Consider the following 18,758-nt stretch of genomic DNA (forward strand, 5'->3'; position numbering starts at 1 on the left):
ATAAAAAAAGGCCCCGGTAAAACCGAGGCCTTTTTGTCAATTTTAAGATCGACTACAATAATGCTTGTCGAGCTAATGACATGATGCCGCTCGGTAAAATACCCATATATAAAACAGCTATTACTGAGATTACGATACAGATCGTAGCACCAGGTGTTAGTTTAATCCACTCAAAGTCCTCTTCAGGATCTTTAAAGTACATGGCAACCATAACACGTAGGTAGTAATAAAGTGAAACTGCAGAGTTCAACACACCTAAGATAGCAAGCCAAACAAAGCCCGCATTTAGCGCACCTGCAAAGATGTAAAACTTGCCACTGAATCCTGCTGAAGGTGGAATACCCATTAAAGAGAATAAGCAGATGGTCAGCAGCACACCAAGCAGCGGACGCTTATAACCGAAACCACGAATTCCATCTAAGGTCAGATTCTCCTCACCCTTCTTACCGATAAGTACCAATACCGCAAAAGCACCGATATTCATAAAACTGTAAGCGAGCATATAATAGAGAACACCAGAGATACCAATCGCATTTGCCGCAACCAGACCAACCATTGCATAACCTGCATGAGCAATGGAGGAATATGCGAGCATCCGCTTTAGATTCTGTTGATTTAACGCTAAGAAGTTACCAGCGATCATGGTTAATACTGCTAGAACCCAGAAAGCTGCTTCCCATGTAGCCTGCATTGAAGAAAGGCTGACAAGAAAGATACGCATAAATGCAGCAAAGGCAGCGGCTTTAGGCCCAGCACTCATAAATGCTGTAATAGGTGTCGGTGAGCCTTCATAAACATCAGGTGCCCACATATGGAATGGAGCGATAGCTATTTTGAACAGAAAGCCTGTTGCCATCAACATCATACCTGCAATCGCCACAGGGTTTGTTGCCGACTGTGGAGACATCGCAAAGTGCTTGCTAATATCGACAAGGTTTGTTGTTCCAGCCACACCGTAAATCAGTGCCATACCGTAGAGTAAAAAACCGGTGGAAAAGGCACCAAGCAAAAAGTACTTGAGTCCTGCTTCGTTTGATTTTTTCTGGCCGCGAAAAAAACCAGCCAAAACATACAGTGCGACCGAAAGAACTTCCAAACCAAGGAAGATCGTCATCAAGTCAGTACCAGATGCCATAATCATGGCACCAACGGTACTGAATAAGATTAAAGAGTAAAACTCACCGATCGGATAACCTTCGCGCTTCAGGTAAGCATCAGACATAAGAACCGTCAATGCAGCGGAAATAAGAAATACAAAGGTAAAAAAGATAGCATAATTATCGAGAACAACATGTCCAGCAAAACCGACCTGTGGGTTATTCCATGCAGAGAGTGCAGAGAAACCCGTCACGACGAGGGCCAACAAGCTAATTCCGGCAACATGTGCAGTCGCGCCACGGCGAGAAAAAGCATTGATTAATAGCAAGGCCATGCTGAAACATGCCAGAACTATTGAAGGCATGATGGCTGCAAAATTTACATTTTGCATGGCAGTTTGCACCAGATTTTCCATGTAAGATGCTCCTTTAGAAGCGGTTTAACGCAAAGTCATGATTAAAGTTAACCGTACTGAACTAAAAATCCGTTAGTGATGCTGCCCGTGTGCAGGAACCTCGAGGTGCTGTACCGCATGGCCATCAACCGCTGCTGGAGCAACAGGAATGACGATCTGAGGTTTCTCACCAGTGACCTGCTCAATCAATTGATCTACGGCAGGATTCATTTTCTCTAGGAACGTATTAGGGTAAACACCGATCCAGAATATGAAAATGAGTAGCGGTGCAATCACGCACAGCTCACGGATAGAAAGATCTTTTAAATTCTGATTTTTAGGATTATCTAGCTTGCCAAACATGACACGTTGAAACATCCACAACATGTAGACAGCGGCAAGGATAACACCCGATGTTGCAACGACAGCAAACCAACGTAACTCACTTTGGAATGCGCCCAACAGAATCATAAATTCGCCAACAAACCCATTTGTCCCCGGTAAACCAATAGATGAGAGGGTGACAATCATGAAGATCGTGGCGAAAACAGGCATCTGTTTTGACAGTCCACCAAAGTCACTGATCAAACGGGTATGGCGACGCTCATAGATAAATCCAACGATAAGGAATAATGCGCCAGTCGAAATACCGTGGTTGATCATTTGTAAAACGGCACCACTCATACCAATGGTATTTAAGGCGAAAATACCCAACATGACAAAACCAAGGTGAGATATCGATGAATAAGCAACTAGTTTTTTCACATCCTTCTGCATCATGGCAACTAAGGCGCCATAAACAATACCGATAACAGCTAAACCGGCAAGATAAGGAAGATAGTAATCTAATGCTTCTGGGAACAGTGGCATAGCAAAACGAACATAACCATAAGTACCCATTTTCAACATCACCGCAGCTAAGATGACGGAACCTGCAGTTGGTGCTTCGGTATGAGCATCGGCAAGCCAAGTATGAACAGGGAACATGGGGACTTTAATCGCGAAGCTAAGTGCAAAGGCAAGGAACAACCATTTTTGCAGCGCCAAATCAAGTGACAGATTATAGAAATCCGCAATACTAAAGCCACTAATATCCATGCCTGAATTAACCGCAGTGTAGTAGATATAGATGATCGCTACCAACATCAACAGTGAACCAACAGCCGTGTAAATGAAGAATTTAACCGCGGCATAAATACGGTTCGCACCACCCCAAATACCAATCATGAAATACATTGGGATCAACATCAATTCCCAGAAGATGTAAAACAGGAACAGATCGAGGGAGATAAATGCGCCAAGCATCGCAGTTTCAAGTAACAGCAGCAACGCCATGTAACCTTTAACGTATTTCGTTACAGCTTGCCACGTTGACAAGACAGCGATAGGCATAATAAATGTGGTTAACATCACCAACCAAAGGCTGATTCCATCAATACCAACATTGTAGTTCATCTGAAAGTAATTGCCGACATGGATCCACTCAGCAAACTCTTTATAGTGCATCGCACCTGATGTCTTGAATACAGGATCAAGAGCTAAAGGCATGCTGATAGCAAATGTAATCAGTGTGACAACCAGTGTCGCACCTTTAAGCAAACCGCCATTATTCTTAGGTAGCATGAGAACAATCAGCATGCCTAAGATTGGGAAGAATGTCATCAGACTGAGAAGATGTTCTGACATTATAAGTTGCTCCTTGTATATGAGGTTATAGTCACAGTTATCATTTAATTAAAGACACAGACAGCAATGATAACTACAACACCAACCACCATCGACATCGCATAGTTGTGTGTATAACCGGTTTGCGTATAACGTAGCGCGCGACCACTTCCCTTAACGATCCAACCAAGACCATTTACCAAGCCATCGACAATACGTACGTCAAAGAAAAGCCACAACACTGTGCCTAATTTCTTTGTTGGGTTGATGATCAACGCATCATAGAACTCATCGATGTACCACTTGTTATAGATAGCGCGATGAAGTCGAGGAAATTTCGCCACAATTTTGCCAGGGAGTTCTTGGTTTTTGCAATAAAGCAACCACGCTGTACCGATTCCGACAACAGCGATACCAACCGAGATACCCATAAAGGTATATTCTGTTGCGGCACTACCGTGAGCATGAATCCCATGCAGGTGCTGTGTCTGCTCGAATACTGGAGCTAGGAAGTTCTCAAGTAAATTTGGCACATGTCCGAGAACTTTACCTAAGACATGAGGAATACCTAGTAGACCGCCAAACATTGCTAAAGCAGCAAGAATCATCAGCGGTAAAGTAATCACCAATGGCGACTCAGGGATATGATCCTTTGCGCGAGCATCAGTTTTCTGCTCACCAAAGAAGGTCATAAAGACGAGACGGAACATATAAAATGCCGTCATCATCGCGGCGAGTGCACCCATAACCCAAAGAATCCAGTGCCCACGCGTTGATGCTAATGACCACCAAAGGATCTCATCTTTAGAGAAGAAGCCTGAGAAAAATGGGATTCCTGAAATAGCCAAGGTAGAAATAAAGAACGTAATAAATGTGATCGGCATCTTCTTACGTAAGCCACCCATGTTACGCATATCCTGTGCATCATCATCTAAATGTGCATGATGATAAGCATGATGCATACCATGAATGACGGAGCCTGAACCCAAGAACAGGCAGGCCTTAAAGAATGCATGAGTAAGAAGATGGAAGATACCAGCGCCAAATGCGCCTACGCCCATCGCTAAGAACATGTAACCTAATTGCGATACGGTTGAATAAGCAAGGACACGTTTGATATCGTTCTGGGCTAAGCCAATGGTTGCAGCAAATAGGGCTGTCGAAGCACCAACGATAGCAATCACCATCATGGTATCAGGTGACATAGCAAACAGACCATTCATCCGTGCGATCATATAGACACCCGCAGTAACCATTGTCGCTGCGTGGATCAATGCAGATACTGGTGTCGGGCCTTCCATCGCATCTGGAAGCCATGTATAGAGTGGAATCTGTGCTGATTTGCCTGTCGCACCAAGAAAGAAGCACAAGGTGATAACAGTAACAACGATGCCACCATTTTCGAGCAGATGGACATTGGCAGAGATCTCAGTAAAGCGAACTGTCCACACACCCTCATTGCCTAAAGACCAGAACAGGGTAAATAGACCGAGGAGGAAACCAAAGTCACCAACACGGTTAACAACGAATGCTTTCTTACCGGCATCGCTCGCGCTCTTCTTCTCAAAGTAGTAACCAATAAGAAGGTAAGAACACAGACCAACGCCCTCCCAGCCAACAAACATGACGAGAGCATTGTTACCAAGAACAAGCATTAGCATCGCAAAACTAAATAGGTTCAGGTAGGAGAAAAAGCGATAGTAGCCCTCTTCGCCATGCATATAACCAATTGAGTAAAGATGAATCAGCGTCGCTAGACCTGTTACATTCATGATCATCAAGGCAGAAAGAGGATCAAGCAAGAAGCCCCAGTCTACTTGTAAGGTACCAACAGTCATCCAACTGCAAATAATTACTTCGTGAACTTTTTCAGGATCATCAAGCAATTTGAAAAAGTAGTTACAAGACACTAAAAATGAACTGAAGATTGCAAGGGTTGCAATAGACCCAATCACCTTTTCATTTTTGATTTTTTTGCCCAATAACCCGTTGATTAAAAACCCGATAAAAGGGAATAACGGAATGAGCCATAAGTTATCGTACATCTACATCTCCTCTAGGCGGACTGAACTATCAACAGCCCTGAAGAAGTTACCATTTCAACAGGCTGAAGTCCTCAACATCTATGGAATCACTGTTACGGAAGAAGGCGATCATAAGCGCAAGGCCTACAGCAGCTTCAGCAGCAGCAACGGTCATAATGAAAAATACAAATATCTGACCATCCATATTACCGAGATGACTTGAAAGTGCGATAAAGGTGAGGTTGACGGAATTAAGCATCAACTCTACGCACATAAAAACAACTATGGCATTTTTCCGGGTTAAGACACCAACCGTTCCCATTGAGAACAAGATGGCACTTAAAACCATATAGTGAGTGATCGTAATCATGATAAAAACTCCTGCTCCTAAATTTTATACTTCCCGTTTCGCTAATACAACGGCACCAACAATGGCCACCAACAGTAAAATCGAAGCGATTTCGAACGGAAGTAGAAATTCGGTGAACATCGCTTGACCAATCAGCTCAGTGTGTCCAACGGTTTCAATTACTTCACTATTAATCGGGCCAACAGTGCTACTTACGTCACCCTGCTTGATGGTGATAATCACTTGAACCATCATCAATCCGGCGGCGACAAATGCACCCGTAACGGCATGACGATAACGTGACACAACTTCTGAGCCTTGATTTAGCAACATCATGACAAAGATGATCAATACCATGATAGCGCCAGCGTAAACCATAATCTGCACGACAGCCATAAACGGTGCATGCAACATGACATAAAAGACTGCAAGACAGAAAAATGTCATGACCAATGAGATAGCGCTATTGATCGGGTTTTTGCATGTGATCACACAAAACCCTGAAAGAATCGCGACAAACGCGACAAGATAAAAGAAGAACAGCTGCAATAATTCCATGAGTGTGGCTCCTATACCGATTATTTGAGCAAACGCTCCTTGGTGAAGCAGAAGTCTTCACGCTTATAATTGGCCAATTCGTACTCACCAGTCATTTCAATCGCGTCAACGGGACATGCTTCAACGCAGTATCCACAAAAGATGCATCTCAGCATATCAATCTGGTAAACGGTCGGATACTTTTTACCGTTAGCATCCTCGCCGGCCTCCACAGTTATACATTTTGCCGGGCAAACCGTTGGGCACAGATAACATGCGACACATTTTTCACGATCATGGTCAGGCACCAAACGGTGTAAACCACGAAATCGCTCAGACGGTTCGAGCTTCTGTTTGGGATAATCAACCGTAGTTGAATGACCCGGCAAAAGATGCTTTGCCGTTATGCTTAGGCCCTGAATAAACTCTTTAATCATGGGTCGATCCTTTGAACAGGGGTTACATCATAAAAAAACTACGACAGCACCAGTAATGACAATGTTCAGCAATGCTAACGGCAAGAACACTTTCCAGCCCATAAACATCAGCTGGTCATAGCGAACACGTGGGAACGTGGCGCGAATCCAAATAAACAAGAACATAAAACCAAAGATCTTGAAGAGTAGATTAATCGGACCGGCAAAAGGACCAGCGGGGCCACCAAGAAATAGCGTCGCAACTAGAGCCGAAACAACAATCATGTTTGCGTACTCCGCCATGAAAAACAATGCGTATTTCATCGACGAATATTCAGTACAGAAACCAGAAACTAACTCAGTTTCAGCCTCAGGCAAGTCAAACGGTGTCCGATTAATTTCAGCTAGTGACGTAATCACAAACAGACAAAATGCTAGCGGCTGAGAGAAAATATACCAGTTGAACATTGATCCTGCTTGAGCATCTACAATGCCACGCAGACTCAATGTTTCTGAAAGCATGAACACCGCAATAATGGAGAGTCCAGCAGCAAGTTCATAGGAAACCATTTGCGCTGCCGAACGAACACCACCCAACAAAGAATATTTATTGTTTGAGGCCCAGCCTGCGAGAACAATCCCATAAACACCAAGACCTGCCATCGCGAGGATATAAAGGATACCAACATTGAGATCGGTGATCTGCAACGGTACCGTATAGCCTTCAATAACGACATAACCACCAAAAGGGATAACGGCCACAGTAATAAAGGCAGGAACTAAAATCATCATCGGCGCAAGAACAAAGGCTAACTTACTTGCTTGCGAGGGGATGATATCTTCCTTAAAAAACAGCTTCAAACCATCAGCGATTGGTTGCAACAATCCAAATGGGCCCGTCATAGTGGGTCCAAGTCGTGTCTGCATCCGACCAATGATTTTCCGCTCGGCATATGTTGCATAAGCAACGATCAAAATAACCACGATAAACACTACCAAGATCTTGGCAAGCATGACGCTTAAAAACAATATCGGGTCATTCGAGAGGCTAAGCATTTCTGGCATGATTTTCCTCTTTCCTTCTTCTCTATTCCTGCCATTTATATGTAAGCAGGACACTTAAGGCTGGCAAATACCAAGCCACTACTTACTAACGGTCAATTTCACCCAAGACAATATCTAGCGTTCCAATTGCTGCGACAACATCCGCCAGCAATTTGCCCTCAATCATCTGTGGCAACGCTTGAAGGTTGACAAACGATGGAGGTCGAATCTTCATACGGAACGGGTTAGCTGTACCGTCTGAAATAATGTAATAACCTAATTCACCTTTTGGCGCTTCAATGCCTTGATACACCTCACCAGGCTCAGGTTTAAAGCCTTCAGTGATAATTTTGAATTGGTGAATCAAACCTTCAATGCTGTTGGTAACATCTTGTTTTGCAGGTAGGCAAACTGATGGAACATCCGCAAGGATCGGACCAGGTTGTAATTTATCGAGAGTTTGGCGGATAATCTTACACGATTCACGCATCTCATCGAGACGCAACTTATAACGATCAAAAGTATCGCACCCGTCACGTGTTATAACCTCAAACTCATAGTCTTCGTAACCTGAGTACGGGTTATCTCGGCGCAGATCCCAATCAACGCCACTAGCACGCAATACTGGGCCAGTAAGGCCAATATCAATAGCATCTTCTGCACTGATTTCAGCGACGCCGATGGTACGCTTTTGCCAAATCTTGTTACCCGTCAAAAGACCTTCATACGTCTCAAGGTGAGCTGGCATACCATCGATAAACTTAAGCACATCATCCTCAAACCCTTCGGGAAGATCCAACGACAACCCCCCAACACGGAAGTAGTTTGATGTCATACGTGCACCCGAAAGTTTTTCATACATATCCATGATATCTTCACGCTCACGGAAACAATATAAAAAGACGGTCATAGCACCGATATCAAGAGCATGTGTCGCTAACCAAACTAAGTGACTCTTGATCCGCGTCAGCTCTGACATCATTACCCGAACAACTTTTGCTCGCTCAGGAATTTTATCGGTAATTCCGAGCAACTTCTCCACGGCCAACACATAGCCAAGGTTATTACTCATAGGCGCCAAGTAATCAAGGCGGTCCGTCAATGGAAGCGTACGGTGGTAACTACGATTTTCGGCTAGTTTTTCCACCCCACGATGGAGAAAACCGATATGGGGTACGGCACTGACAACGGTCTCGCCGTCCAGTTCAAGAACCAACTGCAACACACCGTGCGTTGACGGATGTTGCGGCCCCATATTTATTGTCATCGTCTCTTTTTTAGCCATTTCAAGCCTCGTTATTTAGATCGGTAATGCGCTAGATTATGAAATTCGGCCCTGATACAATTCGCGACCAGGTCCTTGAAGTGGATAATCTTTACGCAATGGATGGCCTTCCCAGTCTTCCGCCATAAGAATACGACGAAGATCAGGGTGATTATTAAAAGCAATGCCCATCAAATCCCAGCACTCACGCTCATGCCAGTTCGCTGTAGACCAGACAGTGGAAACAGTATCCACCTTAGCGTCTTCTTCCTCGACAGCTACCTTGACGCGCAACCGCTCCTTGGTAGTAATATTATAGAGATTATATACAACCATAAACCGTGGTTGTTGCCCTAAATAGTCCACACCACAAAGGTCACACAGGAAATTATAACCAGCTTCATCCTTCAGGAATTGGCAAATCGCTACAATATCCTCTTTCTTTACCGTAACCGTCACCTCGCCCCGATATTCCTTAACTTCAAGGACAGATGCGGCGTAGGCACCCTTCAGCTTTGTTACAACAGCTTGGCTCATACTATTTTCCTATCTGTTCGGTTCTAGCAAACAACTAGCCCTGGATAACATCACCTGCACCGATAGCAGCTCCGAAACTATTACGCTCACGCATAATCTTCTCTTGCAGCTTAATCAACCCGTACAACAACCCTTCGGGACGTGGTGGACAACCTGGAATATAAACATCAACAGGGAGGATCTGATCAATCCCCTGCACGACACTGTAGGTATCAAACACACCACCTGAGGAAGCACAAGCGCCCATTGCGATAACATACTTGGGCTCAGGCATCTGCTCATAAACAACTTCAATAACTGGCAACATCTTATGCGTAACGGTACCCGCAATAATGATAACGTCAGCCTGACGGGGTGAGGCTCTAAAGAGAACCCCCATCCGGTCGAGGTCAAAACGCGCTGCACCTGTAGACATCATCTCAATCGCGCAACAAGCAAGACCAAAGGTCATGGGCCACAATGAACGGGAGCGCGCCCAGTTAACCACCAAATCAAGTGAGGTGGTCATAATGTTGTTCCCTAAGACCTTACTGTAGTCAGGCTCAGAGCTTTGCTCAACTCCTTGTACTACTCCCATTCCAATGCTCCTTTTTTCCAGACGTAAACGTAACCAACTAACAAGATCACGATAAAGACGCCCATCTCTACAAAACCAAATACGCCCAACTTCTTGAAGACAACAGCCCACGGATATAGAAATACCGTCTCGATGTCGAACAAAATGAATAGCATAGCGACAATGTAAAATTTAACGGAAAACCGCTCGCGAGCAGTTCCGATAAGAGGCATACCGCACTCATATGGGGCAAGTTTAACCGCACTTGGCTTCTTTGGCCCAAACAAGAATGAAAAAGTCACCGAACCCAATGCGAACATCAGCGCGATGGCTATGAGGACGAGTATCGGTAGATAACTCTCAAGCATGAAACAGCTCCTCCAGACAGGGTTAATTCATGTCATACAAACAGACATATTTTACTCATTTCAGCGTCGTGCAAGTTAAGTCAAAATCACGGCTTTGTCAAGTTAAAAATATAGTATACAGTATGCAATCAAGGCAGCGTAAACACTATAAAGTACAGCTACTTACACTAGAATGGTACCAGATTTTACACCCCGTATACGGGGTCAAAAATGTCACTTTTTTGCTTTATTTTACCCAGCGTAAACACCCTAATCTAACCTCAATCGACAAAAAAAGCCCTGATTCGAATAAGTTCGATTCAGGGCTTTCTTCCTACCTAACGTATCAACTGTGAAAATTTTACCCCAGATTTCAGGCTAAGACTCTGCACTTTCTGGTGGGTGCAAGTAGCGCGTCACCGCGGCACGAATCGCTGTCGCCGCCAAGTTCGAACAATGCATTTTCGTTTCAGGCAAACCACCAAGAGCTTCAGCTACTGTGTCATCGGTCACCTCAAGGGCTTCGTCCAACGACTTACCCATGATCATGGTGCTGGCCATTGATGTGGTGGCAATCGCGGCACCGCATCCATAGACCTTATACTTCACGTCTGTGATAATATCGTTATCGATCTTTAAAAAGATCAATACCGCATCCCCACAGCCTGGATCACCAACCTTTACCACAACGTTTGGGTGCTCAATCTGTCCGACATTTCTCGGATTCGAAAAATGGTCCATCACCTTATCGGTATACATAACTATAAATTCTCCCACACAAGTTAATACACTAGCTTGTCTTTACTTGACCAATTCTGTCTGACTTTTGTCTGGATTCTAAAGTGCTTGCCCTGCCGAGTCAAGGACAACAACACAGTTGTCTAGATATTTAAAAGCGTCACCTTCACTATTTTAATGATATAAGAAGAACATCAACTTTAACACTCTAAGAAAATGCGTAGACCACCTCAATGAAATCATACAGTCAAAGCAGTCGGCTCTCTATGCGCCAAGCGATCGCCGACAGTCACGGCAATGAAGTTTTTTTTCTTGGACACACCGATACTAACTTATCCATTTGGAGCGTAACGGTTCTCGCACGCGGCAACAAACAATCGGTTCCTGCGCTACTTAGCCGATGCCATAGCGGCGACACAGTTATCCACAACCATCCTTCTGGAAATCTAACCCCATCCAATGCCGACCTCAGCATCGCTGCGACCCTTGGCGAACAAGGGATCGGTTTCCACATTGTGGATAACACTGTTGAAAACGTGTATAAAGTTGTCGAGGCATGCCCACCTCAAGCACAACAGCTACTCAAACCCGAAATACTTGCGGCACATCTCGGCCCTGAAGGGCCGCTGGCGCAACACCTCGGAAACTATGAAGAGCGGCCCGAGCAACTACGCATGGCATTTGACTGTGCTGAAGCCTTCAATCAAGACAAACTTGCAACCATTGAAGCAGGAACAGGGACGGGAAAAAGTCTCGCCTACCTTATTCCCGCGATACTGTGGTCCCTTGGCAACGAAGAACCGATAGCCATCTCTACCAACACCATTAATCTGCAGGAACAGTTGGTTCGCCAAGACTTACCGTTACTCAAAAAAGCAATCAACCAAGATTTTCAAGCTGTTTTAGTCAAAGGACGCAGCAACTACCTTTGCTTGCGGCGCCTTGATAATGCCTACCGCGAACCCGATTTATTTAACAACGAGCACACCAGCGACCTTGAAAACCTACGCAGTTGGGCAACAGACACTAAAGGCGGCAGCAAAGATGAGCTCAACATCGTCCCAGCCAGCCAAGTATGGAATGAGGTATGTTGCGAGATGGACCAATGTCCAAGAACTCGCTGCCCGCACTACACCCGCTGTTTCTTTCACAAAGCTCGCCGTCGTGCGGCCCATGCAGACCTGCTAATTGTCAATCATTCACTACTCATGTCTGACCTAGCCGTTCGCTCACAGACTGAAAACTATTCAGCGGCCGCCGTCCTTCCACCCTACAGCCGTATTGTTATCGACGAAGCACACCACCTCGAGGATGCAGCAACACGAAATTTTTCCATCCGCATCAGTGAGTTCAGCTTCTCACGAATCCTGAATAGATTATGCCACCCTCGCAAGCAAGAGCGCGGCCTATTGCCACGGCTGCTCAGCAGCCTCGCAAAAGAACTGCCTGATACTGAGGCCATACTCTACGATTCCCTCTATACTCAGATTGAGGAGCTCGTTTCATGCTGCCGCCAACTACGCGACAATTCTCATCAACAATTCCAGTCACAACGCGACGCACTTTCTCAATCAATAGAGCACACATCATCACGCAATGATTTACGCTGGCGCATCACCGCAATAGAAGCACAAACGTCGGACTGGAAAGAGCTCAGAAAAAGCCTGACCCCGCTAGCGAAAGAAAGTGCCGAAATTACCACAAAACTTGAGCGGCTGCTAAAAGAGTGCAACAAAAACCTGCCTGACAAGACAGCAGAAGCGCTTATCGGCAGCCTCACTGATACTCAAGGCGTGTGCGACCGCCTCGCCGGGCTCAGCAACGATCTCAACCTCCTCTTAACCCTGGATGATCACGCATGCACCTGGATTGAGATCACCCCGGGGCTAGGACGCAACCGAGAGATGGTACTGTGGCTAAACATGGCGCCAATCAACGTGGCACATAAGCTCAAGCGGGCCCTATATGATCGCTTTCGCACCATCATCCTAACGAGTGCTACCCTAACAACAAACCATAGCTTTATTTTTTTCAATCAACGTAGCGGGCTTGACCTCTGCCCGCCAGAACGGCGCACTGAACGACAGATCGAATCGCCCTTCGACTTCGCCAATCAAGCGGTCATCGCGGTCCCTACTGATATCGTCGAGCCCAACCATGACCACTTTGCCACCATGCTATCCGAACAGATTGAAGCAGCTGTTCGCGCATCGCATGGCCGCACTTTCATCCTGTTCACAGCCTACACATTACTGAAAAAAATCTATAACCAGCTTGACGCACCCCTTAATGCCCATGGCTTTCACTGCATGTGCCAGGGACAGACCTCTCGTCACCAAATGATTGAGCAGTTTAAACATGGCGACGGAAATATCCTCTTTGGTACTGACTCATTCTGGGAAGGCGTTGATGTTCCAGGCCGAGCCTTGGAACAGATCATTATCACCCGGCTACCGTTTCGAGTGCCCACCGAACCGATACAGATTGCCCGCAGCGAAGCGATTGAGCAACAAGGGGGAAACCCATTCATGCTCTACACCGTACCACAAGCGATTATACGGCTCAAACAGGGGTTTGGTCGTCTCATCCGCCACCGCAACGACCGCGGTGTCGTCCTTATTCTCGACAAGCGGGTTATTAGCAAACGCTACGGCCGCCTATTTCTCAACTCGCTGCCGCCTGCGCGCCAGATCAAAGCACCAGCGGCCGAGATACAACAGACCCTGGCCACCTTTTTCGACCAAACCACAACAAACGACAGCGATGCATAGCTGCTTGAGCCCTCAGGGACCATACTGTCGGCTGTGTAAATGCACAGTCAAGTGCCGGCCACATTCTCTCAAATTTTTACGCACTCGCACGTGTTCGCCAATTAAACAACTCGGTATAGTTTAGCCATCAACAGCAGGAAAAGGTTTTCCCCTAAAAACCTCCTACTTTTTGGCCGGCAGCTTCCCAGCTGTCGGCCTTTTTTTTCATTTAAAGCAATTGTTTATGCTAATGTTGGTGGATAATAAATCGACAACCTGCCAAAGGATACGCAATCATATGAACATTTTCCACCGCACCACCCTCTACATCCTATTTTTCTGCCTTACTTTTTCCGCAACGAACGTGGCAGCCAACTCGCTCCCCGATCACGAACTCAACCCAGAACGGGCAAAGCTACTGGGATATATCGTCAGCGAGCACCTCACCAGACACCACTACAGCCACAAACGCCTTAACGACGAGCTTTCAATCGCTGCGTTTGATCTGTACATTAAGCAACTTGATGCTCAAAAAAGATTCCTACTCCAAACAGACATCAAAATGCTTGGAGCCTATGAAAACTATATCGACAATGAAATTCGACGCGGCATGATCCACCTGCCTATCTACAGCAGCGAGATCATGAGCCAACGAATCCCCATCGTTAAAAAGATGATCCTCGACCTCCTAGCCAATCCGTTCGACCTAACTCTCTCAGAAGAGCTAGAAACAGACACCAAAAAACTCACGTTCTGCCAGACCGACGAACAACTTCGTGAACGCTGGCGCAAAACGTTAAAATACCAAGTCGCAAACCGCTACCTTGACCTCAAGGATGAGCAAGATGAAAAAACAACTTTCACCACAAGTGAAGAACCTGCTGACACTCAAGAAGAAGTTGTCATCGCTACAGACACCCAACTACGTGAGCAAGCACGAGAGAAAGTTGCCAAACGTTACACCCATCTCCTAGAACGAATGCTCCAAGACCAGCGCAAAGACCACTTCGACCGCTACCTAAATTCCATCTCTCGAGCCTACGATCCACACAGTAACTATCTACCACCTGATCAAAAAGAAGATTTTGATATCCACATGCGCGGATCGCTTGAAGGGATCGGTGCCTTGCTACGTGAAGAGGATGGCTACATCAAAGTCGTCAATGTCATCCCTGGCGGTGCAGCAGAGCAAGATGGCCAACTTGAAAGTGAAGATACAATCCTCAAGGTCGCTGAAGGCGATCAGGAACCTGTCGATATTACTGATACGCGTATTCGTGATGCCGTAACTCTAATTCGTGGCCCCAAAGGGACAGAAGTAAGACTCCACGTGCGTAAGGCCGATGGCTCACGAAAAATCATCAAAATCATTCGAGAAGTGGTGCAAATAAAAGAAACATTTGTCAAATCCACCGTCATTGAACAGCCCGATGACGACGAACTCTATGGTTACTTAAAAATCCCAAGCTTTTACCGTGATTTCAACAATGGCGCTGACGATGCGCGCAACGTTACCGATGACACCCTCGCAGAACTAATCACCCTTCAGCAACAGAACATCAGCGGCCTGATCCTCGACCTGCGTAATAATGGTGGCGGATCACTTTCTGACTCCGTTGACACGACTGGCCTCTTTATCAAAGAAGGCCCCGTTGTCCAAATCAAAGACAGTACCGGTAAAATTGAAGTACTCTCTGATCACGATCCAGCCGTGCAATATGCTGGACCACTCATTGTGCTGGTGAACAAATTTAGCGCTTCAGCTTCAGAGATCCTCGCAGGCGCCCTACAAGATTACCACCGGGCAATCATTGTGGGCAGCGAGCACACCCACGGCAAAGGGACCGTTCAAGCGGTGATTGACCTCGATCAAAACATGCCACTACGCAATATGGAGAAGTTCAAACCTCTTGGCGCGCTTAAGATCACGGTACAAAAATTCTACCGCATCAGTGGCGACTCAACTCAATATCGTGGAATTGAGGCCGACATTGCCCTCCCTGACCGCTTTAAGTCGATTAAAAGTGGCGAGCAATATCTTGATTACTCTATGCCTTGGGACACGATTCTCAGCAGTGATTACCAACCATTACCAAACACACTTCCCATTGCCAGATTAAAACAAGCAAGCGAACAGCGCGTCAGCACAAGCTTGAAAATGCAGAAGATCAGCGAACAATCACTCAAAACACAGAGTCGAATAGAAAACACTCAGCGCAACCTCCTGTTAGCGAGTATCATCACTGAAAGAAACTCACGTGACGCGGATGACGAAACAGACGCTGGCGAACTTCCTTCACACGAACCAAGCAATGACGATAAAAAGTGGCAAACGACAATCAGTACCGACCCATATGTACTAGAAGCCATTGCCCTGATTAGAGACCTACCCTTAGATTAAAGAGCTTGCACCACCGCACAACATACGTCATGTTGTTAACAATAATCATTCTGTGCCTTCAACACAAAGGGGGCGACACCAATCAGAGGAAGGCCTTATTTGCATGACGGTGAAACAAAAAAAAATCCTTATCTCTGAAACAGTAAAAGACCTTCTCACGATCGATGACAACTTTTCTGCGCGCGAGGGCTTCACAATTTACGTGGGTAAAGATTGCGCTGACCTCTTAAAGCAAGCGCGCGGAGATACGCCAGATATCATCTTTGCATCACCCTCTTGCAACCAAAATGATTTCACCTTCTGCCGCCTCCTCAGAGAGGACAATCGAATTTCATCAATTCCGATGGTGACGATTGTCGACAGTAGCAAACTCGCCGAAAGCAACCACGTTCTCCATGACCGACCCGCTGACGTTTTATTTACGCCAATCAACACCCACCTTTTCCTCGCTTCAGCCCGACGGATTCTAGGACTTTCCCACCGTTCATTTTCTCGGAAGCAAACGAGCCTACTCATCCACTTTGGCCTCAACGAAGACATCCTTCGCACAGCGTGTGCATTTAACTTGAGTAGCGGTGGTGTATTTATTGCCACCGAACATCTACCCAAAATTGACGAAACCGTCTTCATACAGCTAGATCTATCCACGGCAGAGAATCCTATTCTTTGCCAAGGTGTTGTCACGTGGCACAACCACAGCGAACAACCTTCCCACCCTGAAATGCCAGGTGGATTTGGCCTCCAATTTGCTTCACTTAAAGTCTCTGATTTGTTTGCATTACGTAACTTCATCAAGGGCGTTGAAGCCCCGGGGAAATAGCAACAAATACCCCATCAAGCTGTATAGAAAATACATACATTTAAACTAGAAAAACCCTACACTGACAACATATTAGCTATTTCCAGCCAAAATACTTCAGAAATGACATCTTTCAGCCATTTTCCATCATCCGCTATTGACACAGATATGCATTACATCGTAATACTAACCGTTAAATATATACTATATACTGTATACAATTTGATGAGAGTATTTGAGTGAGTAATCGTAGTATTATTCACAATGCTTATGTGGTGCCGATGATTTTGAGAGATCTCGAGATCCGGCGTTTGGTTTTATTTGAAAGGGGAGGTATGTATTAAATGAAGACTACAACAGTTCGTGCAGGACCGAATAAAGGCGTGAGCGATCCAATCAACTGCGTCTATTTTGCACACCGCCTCTGAATCCCCAGAGCGAAATCAAGCAAAGTTGAACATAGATTGATTCTCAACCCTTTTTAGAAAGTGCATTGGAAATGATCAAAATTGATAAGGGCTTGGATTTGCCGATCACCGGTAGCCCTGAACAAAAAATTTATGACGGACCTGCCATCAAAACCGTTGCGGTTCTGGGCCCAGATTATGTCGGCATGAAGCCAAGTATGAATGTAAAAGTAGGCGACCAAGTAAAGCTTGGCCAAGTACTTTTTATGGACAAAAAAACAGAAGGTGTTAAGTACACTGCTCCTGGTTGCGGTAAAGTTGTTGCAATCAATCGTGGTGATCGCCGGGCGTTGCAATCGGTTGTTATCGAACTCAACGGTGACGATGCTGAAGTGTTTACATCATCAACCGAAGCTGAGCTCGATAACCTAGCGCGTGAGACCGTTGTTACAAACCTTGTTGACTCAGGGCTATGGACATCGTTCAAAACTCGCCCATACAGCAAAGCTCCAGCGATCGACAGCACACCTCGGTCCATTTTTGTTACAGCGATGGACACCAACCCTCTTGCAGCGAAAGCAGAGCTGATCATTAAAGAGGAGGAGCAAGCGTTCACAAATGGCCTCAAGGTATTGACCCGCCTCACTGAGGGCAATGTCTTTATCTGCCAGAAGCCAAACGTGGTACTTCCTAAGGTTGCAGGAACAAGTTGTGAAGAGTTTGACGGACCACATCCTGCTGGTTTGGCTGGAACTCACATCCACTTTCTCGACCCGGTCAATGAGAATAAAACGGTTTGGTCTATTGGCTATCAAGATGTTATTGCCTTTGGCAAGTTTTTCACCACAGGAAAAATTCCTGTAGAGAAAATCATTGCCCTAGCTGGACCAAGTGTCAACAAGCCTCGCTTAATTCGTACTCGAATCGGCGCATCGCTCCAAGAGTTGACTGCCGGTGAACTAGCTAACGGCGAGCAACGTATTGTCTCAGGTTCTGTGCTTGACGGTACAATTGCTGAAGGACCGCTGGCATTCCTAGGCCGCTTCCATCAACAAGTTTCTGCCCTACCCGAGAAGCGTGAGCGTGAATTCCTTGCATCACTTACTGCTGGTGACGACAAATTCTCAATCAAACGAGCTTTTCTGTCAGCCTTTACCGGCGGCCCATCCTCTTCAATGAACACAAGCCAGTATGGCCGCAGTGGCAATATCTTAGCCATTGGTTCATTTGAAAAGGTAATGCCCCTCGACATTCTACCTAACTTCTTGTTACGTAGCCTTGCTGCTAACGATGAAGACCAAGCTCAACTTTTAGGCTGCATGGAGTTGGCTGAGGAAGACCTCGCCCTCTGTACTTATGTCTGTTCGGGTAAAAATGATTACGGCACTATGCTGCGAGACACACTAACCACTATCGAGAAAGAGGGATAAGA

General features: G+C 45.8%; 16 protein-coding genes. 4 read left to right on the top strand and 12 right to left on the bottom strand.

Annotated features, from left to right (window positions below):
- Nucleotides 1-52: 52 nt before the first annotated feature.
- From ACZ5KY_RS02145 to ACZ5KY_RS02200, 12 genes are all read right to left on the bottom strand, one after another.
- Complete coding sequence (locus ACZ5KY_RS02145) at nt 53-1,513, bottom strand: NADH-quinone oxidoreductase subunit N (protein ID WP_464242263.1); 1,461 nt, start codon at nt 1,511-1,513, stop codon at nt 53-55.
- A 72-nt stretch (nt 1,514-1,585) separates the two neighbouring features.
- Nucleotides 1,586-3,178, bottom strand: coding sequence for an NADH-quinone oxidoreductase subunit M (locus tag ACZ5KY_RS02150; protein ID WP_464242264.1), 1,593 nt, complete (start codon nt 3,176-3,178; stop codon nt 1,586-1,588).
- 44 nt (nt 3,179-3,222) lie between these two features.
- A complete protein-coding gene (gene nuoL / locus ACZ5KY_RS02155) occupies nt 3,223-5,202 on the bottom strand; it encodes an NADH-quinone oxidoreductase subunit L (RefSeq protein WP_464242265.1) in 1,980 nt (659 codons plus the stop codon).
- A 46-nt stretch (nt 5,203-5,248) separates the two neighbouring features.
- Nucleotides 5,249-5,551 (bottom strand): NADH-quinone oxidoreductase subunit NuoK, encoded by a 303-nt coding sequence (nuoK, locus tag ACZ5KY_RS02160; RefSeq protein ID WP_464242266.1) that lies wholly within the window; start codon nt 5,549-5,551, stop codon nt 5,249-5,251.
- 24 nt (nt 5,552-5,575) lie between these two features.
- On the bottom strand, nt 5,576-6,088 hold the full coding sequence (locus ACZ5KY_RS02165) for an NADH-quinone oxidoreductase subunit J (RefSeq protein ID WP_464242267.1): 513 nt from the start codon (nt 6,086-6,088) through the stop codon (nt 5,576-5,578).
- A 20-nt stretch (nt 6,089-6,108) separates the two neighbouring features.
- Nucleotides 6,109-6,504, bottom strand: a complete 396-nt coding sequence (locus ACZ5KY_RS02170; RefSeq protein WP_464242268.1) for a NuoI/complex I 23 kDa subunit family protein — start codon at nt 6,502-6,504, stop codon at nt 6,109-6,111.
- A 27-nt stretch (nt 6,505-6,531) separates the two neighbouring features.
- Nucleotides 6,532-7,548 (bottom strand): NADH-quinone oxidoreductase subunit NuoH, encoded by a 1,017-nt coding sequence (nuoH, locus tag ACZ5KY_RS02175; protein ID WP_464242269.1) that lies wholly within the window; start codon nt 7,546-7,548, stop codon nt 6,532-6,534.
- A gap of 85 nt (nt 7,549-7,633) precedes the next feature.
- The gene (gene nuoD / locus ACZ5KY_RS02180) at nt 7,634-8,812 is read right to left on the bottom strand and encodes an NADH dehydrogenase (quinone) subunit D (protein WP_464242270.1); all 1,179 of its coding nucleotides are present in this window, start codon (nt 8,810-8,812) and stop codon (nt 7,634-7,636) included.
- A 36-nt stretch (nt 8,813-8,848) separates the two neighbouring features.
- On the bottom strand, nt 8,849-9,328 hold the full coding sequence (locus ACZ5KY_RS02185) for an NADH-quinone oxidoreductase subunit C (RefSeq protein ID WP_464242271.1): 480 nt from the start codon (nt 9,326-9,328) through the stop codon (nt 8,849-8,851).
- A gap of 34 nt (nt 9,329-9,362) precedes the next feature.
- Nucleotides 9,363-9,905, bottom strand: a complete 543-nt coding sequence (locus ACZ5KY_RS02190) for an NADH-quinone oxidoreductase subunit B (protein WP_464242272.1) — start codon at nt 9,903-9,905, stop codon at nt 9,363-9,365.
- Entirely contained in the window at nt 9,896-10,252 is a 357-nt protein-coding gene (locus ACZ5KY_RS02195; RefSeq protein WP_464242273.1) for an NADH-quinone oxidoreductase subunit A, read from the bottom strand. Before ACZ5KY_RS02195 ends, ACZ5KY_RS02190 begins: the two co-directional genes overlap by 10 nt.
- A gap of 357 nt (nt 10,253-10,609) precedes the next feature.
- On the bottom strand, nt 10,610-10,990 hold the full coding sequence (locus tag ACZ5KY_RS02200; protein ID WP_464242274.1) for an iron-sulfur cluster assembly scaffold protein: 381 nt from the start codon (nt 10,988-10,990) through the stop codon (nt 10,610-10,612).
- A gap of 212 nt (nt 10,991-11,202) precedes the next feature.
- Here ACZ5KY_RS02200 and ACZ5KY_RS02205 point away from each other — a divergent pair, with 212 nt between their 5' ends.
- The 4 genes from ACZ5KY_RS02205 (at nt 11,203) to ACZ5KY_RS02220 (ending at nt 18,756) form a co-directional block, all read left to right on the top strand.
- On the top strand, nt 11,203-13,740 hold the full coding sequence (locus ACZ5KY_RS02205) for a helicase C-terminal domain-containing protein (protein ID WP_464242275.1): 2,538 nt from the start codon (nt 11,203-11,205) through the stop codon (nt 13,738-13,740).
- 277 nt (nt 13,741-14,017) lie between these two features.
- Nucleotides 14,018-16,120: a carboxy terminal-processing peptidase gene (locus tag ACZ5KY_RS02210; protein WP_464242276.1), complete on the top strand. Its 2,103-nt coding sequence runs from the start codon at nt 14,018-14,020 to the stop codon at nt 16,118-16,120.
- Nucleotides 16,121-16,223: 103 nt separating this feature from the next.
- Nucleotides 16,224-16,940, top strand: coding sequence for a PilZ domain-containing protein (locus ACZ5KY_RS02215; protein ID WP_464242277.1), 717 nt, complete (start codon nt 16,224-16,226; stop codon nt 16,938-16,940).
- Between the two features lie 478 nt (nt 16,941-17,418).
- Nucleotides 17,419-18,756 (top strand): Na(+)-translocating NADH-quinone reductase subunit A, encoded by a 1,338-nt coding sequence (locus ACZ5KY_RS02220; RefSeq protein ID WP_464242278.1) that lies wholly within the window; start codon nt 17,419-17,421, stop codon nt 18,754-18,756.
- Nucleotides 18,757-18,758 lie beyond the last annotated feature (2 nt).

This window comes from Desulfuromonas svalbardensis (assembly GCF_055389415.1).